This is a genomic window from Venatorbacter sp. C2-1 (assembly GCF_022832715.1).
GTDB lineage: Bacteria > Pseudomonadota > Gammaproteobacteria > Pseudomonadales > Oceanobacteraceae > Venatoribacter > Venatoribacter alkanivorans.
The window spans coordinates 3,377,700-3,394,898 of the sequence record NZ_CP094879.1 but is presented as its reverse complement, the minus strand read 5'-3'; the positions used below and the strand labels follow the sequence as shown (position 1 = coordinate 3,394,898).

Sequence of the window (17,199 nt, the reverse complement as noted above, 5' to 3'; positions counted from 1 at the left end):
TCTCTGAATGACCGCTTATTACTGGTTTCGCCGCCTGCATCTGTGGGGCAGCCTGGTGCTGGCCCTGCCGCTGCTGATTATTCTGCTCAGTGGGCTGCTGTTGCTGTTGGAGCCGGTATTGCAGACAGGATTGCGTGCGCCGGAGCCTCTGCCTCCGGCAGCGACACAAAGGCTGCAGCAACGCATGGAGGTGTTGCAGGCTGAGCATTCCGGCTGCGCGGTCAGTTATCTGGGGCTTTCTTCACCTCTGATTGCTCAGCCGCGTCTGTATCTGCGCTGCGCCGACGGCTTCCGCTCGTATGAGCTGGCCGCCGATGGCAGCGCCAGCCCCCTGAGTGACGGTTTTTTCAACTGGGTACTGTCACTGCACCGCACGCTGTTACTGGGTGAGGGCGGACGTCAGCTGGTGGCGATCAGCAGCGTGCTGCTGGCGCTCAGTTGTCTGCTTGGCCTGTTACTCTGGCTGGTGCGTGGCGACCGGATTCAGCTCAGCCGCGAGCATTTTCTGCCGCAGCGTTTACTGAGTGGCAAAGCCGATGGCCTGCGCCGCTGGCATGCGCTGAGCGGCCTGTATATCACGCCGCTGCTGATTGTGATGGTGATTACCGGTATCTGCTGGCCCTGGCGCGCGCCGCTGTACAGCCTGCTCAGCGCCGGGCAACTCGATCAGCCGGCGCTGAAAACGGTGATGGCAGGTCCGGTGGCAACCGGCATGACGGCGGATGCTGTTGCGGCAGTGCCCGATCTTCTGGCCTTAAAGAGCCGGGCAGAAGCTCTGCTGCCGGGCTATCAGCTGACCGGTATTGTGACGCCACGGCCTCCGGCCTTTAACTATCAGTTGCGAATGGTTGCCCGCGATGGCCTCAGTCTGGTGCCGCAACACTATCTCTTTCTGCACCCGGCCGATCTGAGCCTGTTGCAGCAGGTGGATATCTGGCCGGTGCCCTCGTCAGAGCCGCAGGTATCACAAAGCGCCGGAGCACAGGCGCTGATCAGTCTGCGTTTTCTGCAATACGGTCTGCACACCGGCTTTGTGTTCGGCTTGCCCGGTGTGCTGCTGTGGGCGCTGGCATTATTACTGACGGGCGGACTGTTGCTGGCAGGTGGCATTGTACTGTGGCAGAGGCGGCGCTCATGAGTTTACTGCCGTTGCTGATTCTGGCGCTGATGCTGCTGGGGATCTGCCTGTTTGTGCTGTATGGCAGCTGGTCGGTGGTGCTGTTCTGGCAATTACGCCAGCTGTTGCAGCAGCCGCCTGCGGCCGGAGAAAAAGCCCATAAACGGCGTCTGGGGCAGGAAAAAGCACTGCGTCTGTTGTTACTCAGTGCCCGCCGCTGGTTAGGACGGGCATTGTTACTGTTGCTGATTCCTGTGGCGGCAGCGCTGTTCAGTTTCTGAAGAATCCCGCTGTTTGCTGGTATGATCGCTGGCAGTAAATTACGGGTGGAATCATGTCTTCAGTTTCTTCTTTTTCCTCTGTGGATTCTTCGGCCGCGGATTCTTCTGCCACCGGTTCTTCTGCTGAGAGGCCGGCGCACTCCGGGCAATGGCAATTCTGGGTCGACCGCGGCGGTACCTTTACCGATATCGTTGCCCTGACTCCGGCCGGTGAATTAATTACCCATAAATTACTGTCGGAAAATCCGCAGCATTATGCCGATGCGGCGGTTGAAGGCATCCGTCAGCTGCAGGCCCGTTATCCGCACTACGACAGCGCCATTGCCAGTGTAAAAATGGGCACAACGGTGGCCACCAATGCGTTGCTGGAACGTAAAGGTTCGCGCACTTTACTGTGCATCAGTAAAGGTCTGCGCGATCAGCTGCGCATCGGTTATCAGACCCGCCCGGATATTTTTGCCATTCATATTGATCAGCCAGAACCATTATACGAACGGGTGTACGAAGTACCGGAACGTATACTGGCCGACGGCACGGTGGATTATCCGCTGGATGAAGAAACCCTGCTGGTGCAGTTAATTGAAGCGCGCTCACTGGGTTACGACAGCATCGCCGTGGTGCTGATGCACGCCTATAAATATCCGCAGCATGAAATCCGAATCGGTGATATTGCCCGCCAGCTTGGCTTTAAACAGATTTCATTAAGTCACCGCGTCAGTCCGTTAATTAAACTGGTGCCGCGTGGTGATACCACGGTGGCAGATGCGTATTTGTCGCCGGTATTACGCCGTTATGTTAATCAGGTGGAGCAGGCGTTGCCGCCGACGGTACTGCAGTTTATGCAATCCAATGGTGGCTTATGTGCGGCGCAGAATTTTCAGGGGAAAGATGCGATTTTATCCGGCCCGGCCGGTGGTGTGGTCGGTATGGTCCGTACCGCCCAGGCCGATGGTTTTAACCGCATTGTCGGTTTTGATATGGGCGGAACCTCGACCGATGTCAGCCATTTTAACGGCACACTGAATAATGATCTGGAGCGTGAAACCCTGACCGAGGTTAACGGCGTAAAACTACGCGTACCGATGATGAATATTCACACTGTGGCCGCCGGTGGCGGTTCGCTGGTGCATTTTTCTGATGGCCGCTTTCAGGTCGGGCCGGAATCCGCCGGCAGTTATCCCGGCCCTGCCTGTTACCGTAATGGCGGGCCGTTAACCGTCACCGACTGCAATGTGTTGCTGGGTAAATTACAGCCACAGCATTTTCCCCATGTATTTGGCCCTGAACAGAATCAGCCACTGGATGCCGATATTGTGCGGCAGAAATTCAGCGAGCTTGCAGTACAGATCCGCAACGACAGCGGTCAGGAATATTCGCCGGAAGAAATAGCCGCCGGTTTTCTGCGCATTGCGGTGAATAATATGGCCGCGGCGGTGAAAAAAATATCGGTGCAGCGTGGTTATGATATCCGCGATTATGTGCTCAATGCGTTTGGTGGTGCCGGCGCCCAGCATGCCTGTCTGGTGGCGGCCGAGCTGAATATTAAACAGGTGTATCTGCATCCGCTGGCGGGGGTGTTATCGGCCTTTGGTATCGGTCTGGCTGAGCAGCGCTGGCTGGGCGAAGACGCGGTAGAAATACCATTAACCGATGCTGCGGCGCTGACCCGCGCAGAAGAAAAATTCGCGGCGTTAATGCAGCAGGCCGATTTCACACCGGACAAAGAAAACCCCGTTCAGGAATTGCGCCGTGCCTATCTGCGTTATGAGGGGTCCGATACCCAGTTGTTGGTCAGCTTTGCCGACGCTGCTGCTATGCGTGCCGAATTTGAACAGCAGCACCAGCAATTATTTGGTTTTATTGCCGCTCATAAATCCCTGCGCTTAGATGCGGTACAGCTGGAGTTGGTAGCCGCCGGAAACAGCGCTCCGGCAATTCCTTTTGCCAGCGGCGAACAAGCCGCACAGGAAAATGCACAATTATATCTGGGCGGGAAATGGCACAGCGTTCCGGTACTGGCGCGTACGCAGCTGTCGGCGGGTTTTATTGCACCAGGCCCGCTGTTATTAACCGATGCCAACAGCACCATTGTGGTGGAACCCGGCTGGCAGCTTGAAGTGTTAAAAAGCGGGGCTTTATTGCTGAGTGATCAGGGTGAAGAACTACCGGCGGCTGCCAGTAACCTGGTTCAGCGCGATCCGGTGACGCTGGAAATATTCAATAATCTGTTTATGTCGGTCGCCGAACAGATGGGCTTTGTGCTGGAGAAAACCGCCAGCAGTGTGAACATTAAAGAGCGGCTGGATTTTTCCTGCGCGTTGTTTGATGGCCATGGTGAGCTGGTCGCTAATGCGCCGCATATTCCGGTGCATTTAGGTTCAATGAGCGAAAGCATTAAAGTGGTGATGCAGGGGCATACGGATATGCGCCCTGACGATGCCTTTGTGCTGAATACTCCTTATAACGGCGGCACGCATTTGCCCGATGTCACGGTGGTTAAGCCGGTTTTTATCCGGCCATTTACGGCGGGTAATAAAGCCGATTTTTATGTCGCCGCGCGCGGTCATCATGCCGATATCGGCGGTATTACACCGGGCTCGATGCCAGCAGAAAGTACCCATATTGACGAAGAAGGCGTACTGCTCGATAACCTGATTTTAATGCGCGATGGCCAGCTTAAAGAGCAGGAGATCCGTAAGGTTCTGGCGGCGGCTACGTATCCGGCGCGTAATCCGGATCAGAATATTGCCGATTTAATGGCTCAGCTGGCCGCCTGCGAAAAAGGTGCAGCGGAATTACAGCGCTTATGTGCGGCCTATGGTTTGCCACAGGTGACGGCTTATATGCAGCATGTGATGGATAACGCCGAGCAGACGTTGCGTGACTGTCTGGCGGATTTACCGTCCGGTGAATTCAGCGCGCAAATGGATGATGGTACCTGCTTTAATGTGTGCATTGAGGTTGACCGGCAGCATCGCCATGCCACGGTCGATTTTTCCGGTACGCAATACAGTGCAGAACAGAAGCAACATCCCGGCAATTTTAATGCGCCGACCTCGGTGGTGATGGCAGCGGTGCTTTACAGCTTCCGCGCGCTGGTCGCCAAACCTATGCCACTGAATGCCGGCTTTTTCCGCGCGTTAACGGTTAAGGTGCCACAGGCTTCCATTATTGCGCCGCAATATCCGGCGGCGGTGGTATCGGGCAATGTCGAGACGGCCCAGTATCTGGTGGATGTGGTGATGGGGGCGCTGGGCTTAATGGCCGGCTGTCAGGGCACCAATAACAATTTCACCTTCGGTAATCAGCAGCTGCAGTATTACGAAACCCTGTGTGGCGGTATCGGTGCCAGTGCGCAGGGTGACGGCGCCAGCGCGGTGCACAGTCATATGACCAATTCGCGCCTGACAGACCCCGAGATTCTGGAACAGCGTTTTCCGGTGGTGCTCGACTGGTTTCATGTGCGGCCACAGTCCGGTGGCGACGGGCAGTATGCTGGCGGTCATGGTGTGGAGCGGCATATCCGTTTTCTGCAGCCGATGCGTGCCAATATCATCAGTGGCCACCGCCAGGTTGCGCCGCACGGCCTGCAGGGCGGCGGTGACGGCAAGCCTGGCGTGAACTTTGTGCTGCGCCATCAGGGGCGGATGCAGCGCTTATCCGGCTGCGCCTGTGTCGAGCTGGAAGCCGGTGACCTGTTCTGCATCCACACCCCGGGTGGTGGTGGTTTTGGCAGTACCGCCGATGGCTGATACCCCAGTGGCGCTGTCAGGCTTTTGCTGCTTTGTGTTAGAATCGCCGCAATTTCCATTCAACGTTTGAGAGAGAAGACCTATGGATATCATGCAGGTCATCAAAGACCAGATCGAAAGCAACGACATTCTGCTGTACATGAAAGGCTCACCAAACCAGCCGATGTGCGGCTTCTCTGCCCGTACTGTGCAGGCGGTTATGGAATGTGGTCAGAAGTTTGCGTATGTGGATATTCTTTCCAATCCGGAAATCCGCACCAATCTGCCGGTATATGCCAACTGGCCAACCTTTCCACAATTGTGGGTAAAGGGTGAGCTGATTGGCGGTTGCGATATCGTCACCGAGATGCACGCCAAAGGTGAACTCAAGCCTTTGCTGGAAGAAGCGGCGCCACAGGCATAAGCCCTTTTGCAGCATGACGAACCAGCCTCCGGGCTGGTTTTTTATGTCTGCAGTACAGGGAATAAAGATATAGGAAGGTATTTCCGTAAGAGGTATCCCGTTATAGGCAGGCGTATTTTGTTATATTTATAAACAATAATAATTAGCGTTTAAATATTGAAGTGATTCCTGTTTATGTTATCTTGCACGCCGATTTTATTGCCATTTATCCCAAAGGATTTAACGCTATGAAAACCCGTGCTCTGCTGTTGGCTGCTGCCATCACCTCATCCAATCTGGCTTTGGCCGACGATAACGCTCAACTGAAAGCCGAAATTGAAGCGCTGAAATCTCAGCTGAACAGTCTGGCCGATACCGTTGAACAACAAGGTGCCGCAACCCAGAACAGTGGTGTAAATATCGGTGGTTACGGTGAAATGCACCTGAACCTGGCTAATGGCACTGACAACGAAATTGATTACCACCGCTTTGTGCTGTTCTTCAGCAAAGAATTCAACGAGCGTACCCGCTTCTTCTCTGAATTTGAGCTGGAGCACAGTCTGGCTGGCGATGGTAAGCCGGGTGAGGTTGAGCTGGAGCAGGCTTACATCGAACATGACCTGAGCGCCAATACCCGCGCCAAAGCCGGTCTGTTCCTGATTCCTGTCGGTATCCTCAACGAAACCCATGAGCCTGATACCTTCTACGGCGTTGAGCGTAACAGCGTTGAGAACAAAATCATCCCGACCACCTGGTGGGAAGGCGGTGCTGGTCTGAGCGGTAAAATCGCTGACGGCCTGAGCTACGATGTAGCGATGCACTCCGGTCTGAATACGGCTACCGGTGAGTTACGTAAAGGCCGTCAGAAGGTTGCTGAAGCACCAGCGAATAAAGCGGCCTACACCGCACGCGTTAAATACACCGCGGTACCGGGTCTGGAACTGGCTGCGACTCTGCAGTATCAGGACGACCTGCTGCAGGGCAGTGGCACCAAAGAAATCGGCGCCCGTCTGATCGAAACCCATGCGGTGTATCAGAACAATGGTTTTGAACTGCGTGCACTCTATGCGCAATGGGATCTGGATAAAGATATCAATGCCATCACCGCCGGTGCCGCCAAGCAGACCGGTTTCTATGTTGAGCCGTCTTACCGCATGAATGATGTCGGTGTGTTCTACCGTAACAGCGGCTGGGATACCAAGGCTGGCGACCGTACCGATTCCAAAGCCGAGCGCCACGATGTGGGTGTGAACTACTGGTTGGCTGAGACCGTGGTATTCAAAGCTGATTACTACCGCGAAAAAGCGGCCGGTGATCTGGCGGCCACCGGTTACAACCTGGGCGTAGGCTACAGCTTCTGATATGCGGTTACTGCGCGTTTTTCTGCCTCTGATATTGCTGCTGTCCAGCGCTGTTGCGCTGGGCAAAGGCACTTATTTGACCCTGCCGCAGCTGCTCACCGAGTGGTTTCCGGCAGGGCAGGAAGCGCGCACATTATGGCTCAGTGCTGAGCAGAAAGATCAGGCCCGTGAGCATATCCGTTACGATTTGCGTCAGGCACGGGTTAAATACTGGACGCATAACGGCCACAACTTATGGGTGCTGAGTGAAATCGGCAAAGAAAAACCCATTACCTTTGCGGTGCTGACCCACAACGGTGTGATTGAGCGGATTGAAGTTATGGTGTTCCGCGAAATCCGCGGTGATGAGATCCGTTTGCCGGCGTTTACCGCGCAGTTTGCCAGGCTGCAGTTAACCGATAATGGTGAGCTGAGTGGTAATATCGACGGTATTTCCGGTGCCACCTACTCGGTGCGCAGTATGGAGAAAGTTGCTAAACTCGCGCTCCTTCTCGATCGCTGGACAGCCGCCCCGGATGAAAACCTCCACTAGACGCCAACTCCGTTTCTGGCTGCATAAATGGCATCGCCGTGCCGGCCTGCTGGCGGCGCTGATTGTTATTCTGGTCACCCTGACCGGTCTGTTGCTGAATCATATTGCCGCCACCGGCCTCGATCGTCTTTATCCTCAGAACTCACTGATTCTTACGCCTTACCAGCATGCACTCAGTCGCCCACTGGGCTTTGCTGTGGACGCTCACTGGTTGTGGAGTGCCGATGGTCAGTTGCGCCTGGATCAGCAGGTGTTAACCGGGTGTCGCCAGCTGCAGGGCTATGCGCGGAGTGATGATTCGCAGTTTGTCGATTGCAGCAGCCAGTGGCTGTTGCTGGATAACAACCATCAGCTGCTGGAAGTGCTCGAACCCTCGCTGTTCAGTGAAGAGCTGGTCACTGCGGTGGTCTGGCAGGACGATGCTTACCAACTGCAGATTGGCCAGGATTGGTTTGCGCTGGACCTGCTCAGCTATCAGCTGACGGCGGCGACAGCACCTGCCGAACCTGCGGCAGTGCTGCAGGTTTTACCGCCAGAACTGGCCACAGCACGTAATGAGTCCATCAGCTGGCAGCGGGTGTTGCTGGATCTGCATTCCGGCCGCTGGTTTGGCAGCTGGGGTGTTTGGGTGGTTGATGTTGCCGCGCTGATTTTGCTGTTTCTGGCATTATCCGGAGCCTGGATCTGGTTCAGCCGCAAGCGTGGTTTCTGAACCGCAGAATCACAGCTGATCGGTAAAGAATGGTCATCGCCATCGCTGATGAGTACAGATGCGCCACTTCGTGTAATATGCTGCATAACTTAGCCGCCGCTATGTCGCTGCAATCAGCCTGTGACGGCGGTTTTTGATCCGTTAGCCGAGTCAGACAGTTTTCATGGTGTTTACAGCAAAGCCCGACGCGTCACAGTCGCCCTGGCTGGAATCCCTCGATCAGAAAGCGGTAGCCGCCTGGGTGCTGCTCAAAGGCCGTCGCCCGGATGCGCCGGTACACGCACTCGACCGTGCGCCGCTGCTGCTGAACGCGCTGGAGCAGACCCGTGTAGTGTGGGTTAACGCGCCCGCCGGTTACGGTAAGACCGTCTTATTGGGCGATACCGCCAGAGCGGCCGAGCGTAACGGCACCTCTGTTATCTGGCTGACCCTCGACAGTCGCGATACTCCCGATGCCTTTTTTCTGCGCCATTTCCTCGAAGCGGCTGAACGCCAGCTGCCCGGTGTGGCGACCGATGCCCTGGCGCACTGGCACGAAACCGGCCGCCGCGGGCACGTCGACGTTGAACAGGTGTTACTGCTGTGGCTGCAGGAACTGGCCAGCTTCGAGCGGCCTTTGCTGCTGTGCTTCGACGATGTGCACTGCCTGCAGGACAGCGACAGCTGGCAGGTGCTGAACCTGATTGTTGAGCAGTTGCCTGCTGGTGTCAGCATGGTGCTGGCATCGCGCTATATCCCCAATCACCTTGGCCGTCTGCGGCTGAACTCTGCGCTGGGCTGGCTGGGCGTCGGCGAGCTTTCTTTCAGCGATGATGAAACCCAACAGCTGTTGTTATTGCATGGTGTGGATATCAGTCCGCAACAGATTCAGCAATTGATCCGGAGACTGGCTGGCTGGCCCGCCGGACTGGCGATATGGCTGGCCTGTTACCGCGCCGCCGGACGACCGCTAGAGCCGGCGGCACAGCTGGCGCAACAGGAGCTGAGCGATTATCTGCTGGGTGAAACCCTGCATCGTTTACCCGCAGATGTGCAGCAGTTTGTGCAGCAGGCTGCGGTGCTGGGCAGTTTTAATGAAGAGCTGCTGCAGCATTGCACCGGCTCGGCGGATTACCATCAGCCGTTGCAGCAGGCTTTACGCCTGAACCTGTTTATTGAGCCACAACTGCACCGTGCGGGCTGGTTCCGCATGCATCCGGTGATGGCTGACCTGCTGGCGCGACAGCTGCCCCAGCAGGAGCGCAGTCATCTTCATCGTCTGGCTTATGACTGGCTCAGTCAGCAACAGCAGCCGGTTGCTGCATTGCATCATGCCCGTGCAGCGGGCCTCAGCCAGGAAGTACAGGACTGGGTTGAACATGAGGCCGAAACCATTCTGGCCAATCTGGATATCGCCGGTCTGTTGTCATGGTTTGAATTACTGGGCGACGAGTTGTTGTACTCCTCGCCACGTCTGATGGCCATTGCCGCCTGGTCGTGGTTGCTGACCCATCAGCGTGAAAAAGCCGAAGATATGATCAGCCGCCTGCTGCAACGCCAGTGTCTGGCCAGCTTTGAAGAGGCTGCCTTGCAGGGCTATCTGGCGCGGTTAAAAGGTCAGTTAAGCCAGGCCGAACCTTTGTGTAAGCAGGCTCTGGAAAACCTGCCGCCGGCTCGTTTTACCCTGCGGATTCTGATGAGTTCAACGCTGGCGCAGCTGCGTCTGGCACAGCACGATGCCGATGGCGCGCGTATCTGGAACCGGCTGGCGCAGGATCTGGCACGGCAGAATAACGCTCCGGCGATGGAAGCGCTGGCACTGTTTGATTACGCCCGCATTGAACTGAATCGCGGTCATATTGCTCACAGCCGCGAAATCGTTGAGCGTGGCCTGGCCCTGCTGAGTGGCTATGGTGAGCACGGCGAACGTTTACCGCGCGGTCGTTTACTGCTCTACCGTGCCGTGTTGCGCTGGCTTGGCGGTCATGATGACACCTTATTGGATGAAACCCTGCAGCAGGGCATTTCGGCCAGTACCCAAGTTCATGATGTGTGCGTCTGTTACGGCTATGCCATTATGGCGATGCGTTTTACCGCTGCCGGAGATTATGCTGCGGCACTGAATGCCCTCGACAGTGCAGAGCGGCTTATGCAGCGCTGGCAGGTCGAAGTGGACAGCTACCAGTGGCTGATCATGGTGAAAGCCAATGTCTGGATTTCTCAGGGTAAGCTCAGCCGGGCACAAAGTTGTATTGATCAGCTGTTACAGGGGCAGAGCTGCGCGCAGCTGCCACGGCCGGAGTTATTTCCTATGCTGCCGGGACTGGCGGTTGCGACCCAGGCCCGGTTATATCTGCTGGCCGGTAAAGCCGCTGAGTGCCTGCACGAAATCGACAGCTGGCTGCGCCAGCGTAATAACAACCTGAGCATGATGCTGCTGCAATTACTGCGTGGTGCCGCGTTGCGCGCCCAGAATCAGCACACCGAAAGCCAGCAGATTTTCCTGCAGTCGGGTCGTGTGCTGCAGCGTGAGGGAATTGGTCTGGATCTGCTGGTCTGGGTGCCGAATCTCAGTGATTCTCTGCCACAGCGTCCGGACAGTGAGCCGGCGGAGCTGAGTGTTAGTCTCAGTGAACGTGAACTGGAAGTTCTGCGCAAGATTGCCCAGGGGTTGTCCAATCAGGAAATTGCCGATCAGCTGTTTATTTCCCTGCATACAGTTAAAACCCACGCCCGCAAAATTAACGTCAAACTGGCCGCCAAGAGCCGTACCCAGGCTATTCATCGCGCCAAAGAACTGCAACTTATCTGACCGTCCCGGTCATTTCCTTTCTCTGTTGTTATATCTGTTGTTATCTCCGTTGCCGGAATGAAGACTCATTCTGGTGGCCCTAGATCATCCCGCAGGCTGGCGGGATGTGTCTTCCTCGACTAAACATTGAGAAGGACTGGATTTGATGGACCGACTATGACGACGCGATATAAAGCAGTTGTACTCAGCAAAAAGCCTAATGAACAGCTGAGTAACCTGCTGGACGAAAAATACCATTTGTTGCAGGCCGACAGCGTCTCTCAGACGCAGCAGCTGGCGCAGGAACACGACCTCAAACTGATTCTGATTGATGGCAACAGCATTCCCTCGGATGCTGTCATTGATACCTGTCGTCAGCTGAAAGACAACAGCGAGCTTCCGGTTGTTGTGCTGGAAAACGAAGAAACGCTGCAGCATAAACTCGATGCCTATGACGCCGGGTGCGATGATTACCTGTCGCCGTCGATGATGTTTGAACTGAAAGCCCGTCTCGACCGGGTGCTGTTCAATAAAATTGCCAACGATCAGCTGAAGATGCAGCTGAAACAAGCCAACGAAATGGCCTTTATCGCCATGTCTGATACGTCCGATCTGGGCGTGAATATCCAGTTTCTGCTCGATGTAAACCGCTGCAGCAATATCGATGAGCTGGGTATGCGTCTGTTTCAGGCGCTGCAGAGTTACGGCATTAACTGCAGTCTGCAGATGCGCAGCCGTTATGGCGTAAAGAATATGGAAGCCAACGGCATGGCCAAGGATATGGAATCTGTGCTGATGAGCGAATGCAAAGACAAAGGCCGTTATGTCGATTTTGGCCGCCGCTCCATTATGAATTATGGTGGCGTGTCGCTGCTGGTGAAAAATATGCCGGTGGATGACGAGAAAAAATACGGCGCCATTAAAGATAATGTTTTCTCGCTGTTGCAGGGCTGTGATGCGCGTATTCAGGCACTGGATAACTTACAGTCGCTGGCGCTGGAAAGCCGCCTGGTAAAGCGCCTGAGTGGCCAGATGAGCTATATGATGTCAGCGGTGGATGTGTCTTATCAGAATGTGATGCGCGATATCGCCGATGTGGTTGAAAACATGGCCGATGGGGTAGAGCAGAGCCTGCAGTTTCTGGGAATGGATGAGCGTCAGGAAGCTGCAATGCAGAAGATAATGGAAACCGGCATCGCTGAAACCAACCGCGTTTTTAACGAGGGTATCCGGGTGGATGAAGGGCTTAATGTGTTTCTGCAGAAGGTTGACCGGGTCTTTTCTGCCGACCATGTTGATCCGCAGGAGGTACAGGCTCTGCTGGATATGATGCCGAAAAATGACGACACCGAATCATAATCATTAAACCGACGGCCTCTCAGAGAGGCTTACGGAAACGCAGCGTCATGCGGTCGCTTTCACCAACAGCCAGATATCTGGCTTTATCGGTTTCACCCAGCCGCAGTGTCGGTGGTAAGGTCCACACCCCGGCAGGATAGTTTTTACTGTCGGCGGGGTTAGCATTGATTTCACTGCTTGCGTCCAGAATAAATCCAGCCTTTTCAGCCAGTTTCTGCACGTAGGCTTCACTGACATAGCCGGACTCAATCATCTGTGCACGGCTGAACTGCGGTGGTGCCCTGTGTTCAACCACGCCCAGAACCCCTCCTGCTTTAAGAGCAACAAACATGCTGTTAAATATCGCTTGCTCCTGATCGTTGCGCATCCAGTTATGTACATTACGGAATGTCAGAATACGGTCGGCCTGTATATCAGCGGTTAACTGGTTCTGGCGTGGCGGCTCAAGCATTCGCACATGAACCGGCCCGTATGGCTGGTCTGATTGTACAAACTCCCGGTCAAACGCCGCGCGGCTGTTACGGAAAAACGTGACCGGAGAATCCGCTGCCCAGTGGGCGGCAATAAACCGGCCCTTATCTCGCAGATAAGGTGCCAGAATGCGACTGTACCAACCCGCGCCCGGCCAGATTTCCACCACCGTGTGATGGGGTTCGAGCTGAAAAAAAGTCAGTGTTTCGGCCGGATGGCGATAACGGTCACGGGCACGGTCTGCTGCTGGCCGGACACTGCTGTTGACCTGTGTGGCGACGGTGTTGCTGCTCAGGGATGCGGCATTTGGGTTACCGGCCGGACTGCTGCAGCCGCTGAGCGAAACCGCTAATGCTGCACTGAATGTGATCAGCAGGGTGGTGGATAAAGCATTCCTGGCCAGCATAAAACATCCCTGTGCAAGTGTGTCGGATCGGGTGGGGCCGTGCTCAGTGCACGGCCGGTTTCTGTACGTCGTCTGCTTTGCTTTTGTCTCCGTTTGGACAAGCGCTTTCCAGCAGCTCCACTTCCCAGGGTGGATTTGGACGGATGCTGTCGATAACGAAATCGACAAAGCTGCGGACTTTGGCTGACAAATGACGGTTGCTGGGGTACAGCGCATGAATCGGGCTGGCTTCAAACGGCCAGTCGCACAGCACCGGTACCAGATTACCGGCACGGATAGCCGGAGCGGCAATCAGCATTGGCACCGGGGAAATACCGGCGCCCGACAGCGTCAGGGCATACAGGCTGGCAAAATCATTAACCTGCAACCGTGGTTTAACCTGAACGGTGTACTGCTCTTCTCTTGGCCCACTCATTGGCCATTGCAGCCACTGGGAGCCGGTCAGCAGGCGGTGTTCGTGCAGTTGCTCCGGATGGTTCGGCATGCCGTGACGTTCCAGATATTCCGGACTGGCACACAGGATTGCGCGGACATCCCCCAGATAACGGCCAATCAGGGATGAATCTTCCAGCTGGCCAATGCGGAATGCGACGTCGATCCCTTCCTGCACCAGATCCAGACGCTGATCAGACAAGACCAGATCAACCATCACCTGTGGGTGTTGTTCCATAAATTCGGCCACCAGACTCGATAATACGGTCGAGCCGAACAGGACCGGTGCGGTGATACGCAGGGTTCCCGTTGGCGTGCTCTGCATCTGGGTAACGGCGATATTGGCTTCTTCAATTTCGCTGAGAATGCGTGCGCAGTGGTTGTAGTAAGCGTTGCCGGTATCGGTCAGGCGCAGGCTGCGGGTGGTGCGCTGGATAAGACGTACGCCGAGGCGTTCTTCCAGCTGGGTGATCTTGCGGCTGACCGTGGACTTGGGCAGACCAAGGTTTTTGGCGGCTCCGGTAAAGCTGCCGGCTTCTACAACATGAACGAAGATAGCCATCTCGTTCAGGTCAAATTCTTCACGCTTACCAATCAACATGGGACAGTTCCTCTTGCGAATGGATTCAGTATGGGGGCTATTTGTGAATTTTAAAGGTGATTTTGGAACAATAGCTATAAAAAAAACATGATTAGCTAAAAATTGCTGTCTTTAGTGGCTTGCCTGCCTCTGGACGTCGATCACTCAAAAATGTACCTTGGTACCAAAATAATAAGAGATCAGGAATTCTGTATGCGTGATCTGAGTTTCCGTCCCTGTGTGGCAGCTGATGCCCGTGCCGCTGTGCCGCTGATTTACAGTTCTGGTCCCGGAGCTTTTAACTACGTGTTCTGCAGTCGTCATGAACAGGAGGCGCAGAATTTTCTCCACCATGCATTCAGCAATGGTCGTTCCGAGTTTGGTTTTCAGCAGCATCTGGCAGCGGTGATCGATGGCGAAGTGGTGGGGGTCGGCGCCTTGCGCACGCAGTCGGAAAGTGCGGGATTTATGCTGGCGGCGATACGTGATATCGGCAGCTTTTATGCTGCCCGGCAAGTGCCGGGAGTCATGTTCCGCGGCTTGCGCACTGAGCGGGTGATCCGTCCGCCACAGGCAAACCGGGGCTTAATCTATCAGCTGGGCGTCAAGCCGGAAATGCGTGGTCGTGGTATTGGTGAGCAGCTGGTAGAGCAACTGATTCTCCGTGCGCAGACTCTGAGTCTGACCCATGTTGCTCTGGATGTCGCCGATAATAATCCGCGGGCGCGGGCGTTATATCTGCGCTTGGGCTTTAAGCCACGGGTCATTCGTCACGGAGGTTTTCAGTCTGCTTTCGGCGGCATTGGCAGCCATGAATATATGGAAAAGCCCATCGTCTGATGGGCTTGTCTGGCTGTCGTTCTCAGATTTTGGCTTTAATACCGAACGAGATAATGGTCGGTAAATCGGTAACCTCTTCTTTTTCGCTGTAATCCGCCCCTTTGTATTCATAGCCGGTGACGTTATCACGTCCGTAGAGGTTCAGGATTTCTGCGTAAAAGTCCATTTCCCAGCCACTGAAGCGGTAGGTGCGGTCAGCACGTACATCCAGTTTGTGATAGGCCGGTAAGCGTTCGGAATTCAGATTGCCATAGATCGGGTTATACAGTGCAGGATCATCGGCATCCTGTACGGAACCTTCAAGTGGTGTAATTAACTGGCCACTCTGATAGCGCCATTTAAAACCAATCTGCCAGTCTTTATTCAGTTTGTAATTCGCCACGCTGTTGATAATAACCGGCTGGTCGTAGTTATAACTGAAGTCATCTCCGGTCAGATTATTGGTGCGGAAGGTGCGTGAGTAAGCCACCGACAACCAGCCATACCAGCGCTCGGTCAGGTTTTTATTCAGGAAAAATTCCATGCCCCAGGCTTTGCCATCAGCATCATTGGTATACAGTGGCAGGTCGTTATATTCATCATCTGTCAGGCTGCTGTAATAGGCCTGACCCGGGCGGCCGATAATGATGTTATCCAGGTCTTTATAATAAACTTCGAATTTCCACAGCATGTCATTGGCCAGCTGGTTTTCAATACCCAGCTCGTAGTGCGTAGCGGTTGGCTGTTTCAGATCCGGATTACCGAAAGGTGCGACATAATCACCAAAATTATCCGGCAGAATATGGTGGCGACCATAGGCACTGGTAAACCACCAGTTATTGGTAAACTGCCAGCGGCTTTGCAGGCGAGGTTCACCGAAATACTGCTCGGTATAATCATCATAGGACAGCGCAACACCAGGGGTCAGTGTCCAGTTCTGGGTTACGTCCCAAGCGTCTGCAAGGTGTGCATCGTAGTGATAAATTGTAGGTTTACCGTCACCTTCCAATACTTCGGTGCCATCTACGATACGGCAATCCGGCGTAAATTCATCACAGGGCGGAGCTTCAAAACGGCCTTTGTAACTGATCTGGCTTTCCGTTAATTCCACACCCCAGCGTAATTCATGCTGGTAATTCAGCGGGTAGCTGAACTGACTGCGCAGGTTATAGTCATTTACTTTCACGTCGATTTTGTTGTCGGGGCCAACTCGGAAACCAAGTTTTTGCTCCATTTGCGACAGACCGATTTTATGGGACATGCCACTGTTATACAGCTTTTCCCAGACCAGCCCCTGGCTGTTGAAAAAGGCTTCAAAAGCCAGTCCGCCGGATAACCCCGGGTCCTGCAACACAGTGTCAGAGTCTTCGGCAAAGACCAGTCCGGCTTTATCGCGGGAACCAATGGCCTGGAATGACAGGGTCTCCGTAGCGCTGATACGGTATTCGTATTTTCCCTGATAATCGTAATATTCCGGAACGGTTGTGAATTCGAAGTCTTCGTCATCGAGAAAATTCTCGATGTAGTACTGAAACAGACTCTGCCGCGCAGCAATGTAAAAACTCTGATTTTCGCTGAGAGGTTGTTCGATAAAAATACCGGCCTTCAGCAGGCTTGCGTCAATAATAAACTGGCTGCGGTCGTAGTAGGGAGAACGTGATGTTGCATCAATAACCGCGCCGGTTGCATTGTTGTATTGCGCCGGAAACGCTGCAGTTTCGAGGGTAAAATCTTCAACGACGTTATCGCTGAGAATACTGGACGAGTCGGTATGGAAAATATAACCAACGGGAATAAAATCAATAATATAAGCATTGTCATCCGGGGATGAACCACGCACGGCCGGTGCCGATGTTCTTCCTCCGGTAAAGGTCACACCGGGAAGACTCTCAATTGCGCGCAAAGGGTCATTACCTGAACCGGGAATCTTTAACAGCTTTTCTGTGGAAATCTCGGTCAGTTTCTCCTCTTTTCCACTGATCTGTACTGTATCCAGTTCAATAGCTTCAGTTTCATCAGCACTGGCCGGGGCAGCAAAAAGAAGGCCGGAGATCAGCAGGCCAGCCAGCTGTACCTGTGCTGAGAGTGCGGTGCGTTTAGGCAATGCCATCGGTGATTTCATCGGACGTTTTCCCTGTTGATAATTCACAGATATAGTCATAATAGAGGTGATGTTAGCAGGTAAAGATGAATGCAAGGTGAACCATTGAGAGGTTTTGCTGTCG

General features: G+C 54.4%; 13 protein-coding genes. 10 read left to right on the top strand and 3 right to left on the bottom strand.

Features of this window, described 5'->3' with window-relative positions:
- Positions 1–7: 7 nt before the first annotated feature.
- From MT343_RS15245 to MT343_RS15200, 9 genes are all read left to right on the top strand, one after another.
- Positions 8–1,138 (top strand): PepSY-associated TM helix domain-containing protein, encoded by a 1,131-nt coding sequence (locus MT343_RS15245; protein ID WP_145466303.1) that lies wholly within the window; start codon positions 8–10, stop codon positions 1,136–1,138.
- Positions 1,135–1,398 carry a hypothetical protein gene (locus MT343_RS15240; protein WP_145466301.1) on the top strand — a complete coding sequence of 88 codons (264 nt, stop codon included), beginning with the start codon at positions 1,135–1,137 and terminating at the stop codon, positions 1,396–1,398. The genes MT343_RS15245 and MT343_RS15240 overlap by 4 nt, the downstream gene beginning before the upstream one ends.
- 53 nt (positions 1,399–1,451) lie before the next feature.
- Positions 1,452–5,150: a hydantoinase B/oxoprolinase family protein gene (locus MT343_RS15235; RefSeq protein WP_145466299.1), complete on the top strand. Its 3,699-nt coding sequence runs from the start codon at positions 1,452–1,454 to the stop codon at positions 5,148–5,150.
- Positions 5,151–5,232: 82 nt separating this feature from the next.
- Positions 5,233–5,553 (top strand): Grx4 family monothiol glutaredoxin, encoded by a 321-nt coding sequence (gene grxD, locus MT343_RS15230; protein ID WP_145466297.1) that lies wholly within the window; start codon positions 5,233–5,235, stop codon positions 5,551–5,553.
- Between the two features lie 227 nt (positions 5,554–5,780).
- The gene (locus tag MT343_RS15225) at positions 5,781–6,893 is read left to right on the top strand and encodes a porin (protein WP_145466296.1); all 1,113 of its coding nucleotides are present in this window, start codon (positions 5,781–5,783) and stop codon (positions 6,891–6,893) included.
- Position 6,894: 1 nt separating this feature from the next.
- Positions 6,895–7,425 carry an FMN-binding protein gene (locus tag MT343_RS15220; RefSeq protein WP_145466294.1) on the top strand — a complete coding sequence of 177 codons (531 nt, stop codon included), beginning with the start codon at positions 6,895–6,897 and terminating at the stop codon, positions 7,423–7,425.
- Positions 7,409–8,137, top strand: coding sequence for a PepSY-associated TM helix domain-containing protein (locus MT343_RS15215; RefSeq protein WP_145466291.1), 729 nt, complete (start codon positions 7,409–7,411; stop codon positions 8,135–8,137). The genes MT343_RS15220 and MT343_RS15215 overlap by 17 nt, the downstream gene beginning before the upstream one ends.
- A gap of 163 nt (positions 8,138–8,300) precedes the next feature.
- Positions 8,301–10,928 (top strand): LuxR C-terminal-related transcriptional regulator, encoded by a 2,628-nt coding sequence (locus MT343_RS19605; RefSeq protein ID WP_145466289.1) that lies wholly within the window; start codon positions 8,301–8,303, stop codon positions 10,926–10,928.
- Positions 10,929–11,084: 156 nt separating this feature from the next.
- Entirely contained in the window at positions 11,085–12,266 is a 1,182-nt protein-coding gene (locus MT343_RS15200) for a response regulator (RefSeq protein ID WP_145466287.1), read from the top strand.
- A 19-nt stretch (positions 12,267–12,285) separates the two neighbouring features.
- Here MT343_RS15200 and MT343_RS15195 read toward each other — a convergent pair whose 3' ends face one another.
- Together MT343_RS15195 and MT343_RS15190 are read right to left on the bottom strand one after the other, a co-directional pair.
- Positions 12,286–13,143, bottom strand: a complete 858-nt coding sequence (locus MT343_RS15195) for a class I SAM-dependent methyltransferase (protein WP_145466285.1) — start codon at positions 13,141–13,143, stop codon at positions 12,286–12,288.
- A gap of 43 nt (positions 13,144–13,186) precedes the next feature.
- The gene (locus tag MT343_RS15190) at positions 13,187–14,176 is read right to left on the bottom strand and encodes a LysR family transcriptional regulator (protein WP_145466283.1); all 990 of its coding nucleotides are present in this window, start codon (positions 14,174–14,176) and stop codon (positions 13,187–13,189) included.
- A 192-nt stretch (positions 14,177–14,368) separates the two neighbouring features.
- On the opposite strand from MT343_RS15190, the gene MT343_RS15185 reads away from it, so the two are divergent.
- Positions 14,369–14,995 carry a GNAT family N-acetyltransferase gene (locus MT343_RS15185; protein ID WP_186435747.1) on the top strand — a complete coding sequence of 209 codons (627 nt, stop codon included), beginning with the start codon at positions 14,369–14,371 and terminating at the stop codon, positions 14,993–14,995.
- A gap of 22 nt (positions 14,996–15,017) precedes the next feature.
- On the opposite strand, the gene MT343_RS15180 is transcribed toward MT343_RS15185, so the two are convergent.
- On the bottom strand, positions 15,018–17,096 hold the full coding sequence (locus MT343_RS15180; protein WP_145466279.1) for a TonB-dependent receptor plug domain-containing protein: 2,079 nt from the start codon (positions 17,094–17,096) through the stop codon (positions 15,018–15,020).
- Between the last annotated feature and the right edge of the window lie 103 nt (positions 17,097–17,199).

Excerpts from the sequence above, each read along its gene's own strand:
- MT343_RS15245 (WP_145466303.1), top strand. The coding sequence starts at position 8 with ATGACCGCTTATTACTGGTTTCGCCGCCTGCATCTGTGGGGCAGCCTG.
- MT343_RS15240 (WP_145466301.1), top strand. The coding sequence starts at position 1,135 with ATGAGTTTACTGCCGTTGCTGATTCTGGCGCTGATGCTGCTGGGGATC.
- MT343_RS15235 (WP_145466299.1), top strand. The coding sequence starts at position 1,452 with ATGTCTTCAGTTTCTTCTTTTTCCTCTGTGGATTCTTCGGCCGCGGAT.
- grxD (WP_145466297.1), top strand. The coding sequence starts at position 5,233 with ATGGATATCATGCAGGTCATCAAAGACCAGATCGAAAGCAACGACATT.
- MT343_RS15225 (WP_145466296.1), top strand. The coding sequence starts at position 5,781 with ATGAAAACCCGTGCTCTGCTGTTGGCTGCTGCCATCACCTCATCCAAT.
- MT343_RS15220 (WP_145466294.1), top strand. The coding sequence starts at position 6,895 with ATGCGGTTACTGCGCGTTTTTCTGCCTCTGATATTGCTGCTGTCCAGC.
- MT343_RS15215 (WP_145466291.1), top strand. The coding sequence starts at position 7,409 with ATGAAAACCTCCACTAGACGCCAACTCCGTTTCTGGCTGCATAAATGG.
- MT343_RS19605 (WP_145466289.1), top strand. The coding sequence starts at position 8,301 with ATGGTGTTTACAGCAAAGCCCGACGCGTCACAGTCGCCCTGGCTGGAA.
- MT343_RS15200 (WP_145466287.1), top strand. The coding sequence starts at position 11,085 with ATGACGACGCGATATAAAGCAGTTGTACTCAGCAAAAAGCCTAATGAA.
- MT343_RS15195 (WP_145466285.1), bottom strand. The coding sequence starts at position 13,143 with ATGCTGGCCAGGAATGCTTTATCCACCACCCTGCTGATCACATTCAGT.
- MT343_RS15190 (WP_145466283.1), bottom strand. The coding sequence starts at position 14,176 with ATGTTGATTGGTAAGCGTGAAGAATTTGACCTGAACGAGATGGCTATC.
- MT343_RS15185 (WP_186435747.1), top strand. The coding sequence starts at position 14,369 with ATGCGTGATCTGAGTTTCCGTCCCTGTGTGGCAGCTGATGCCCGTGCC.
- MT343_RS15180 (WP_145466279.1), bottom strand. The coding sequence starts at position 17,096 with ATGAAATCACCGATGGCATTGCCTAAACGCACCGCACTCTCAGCACAG.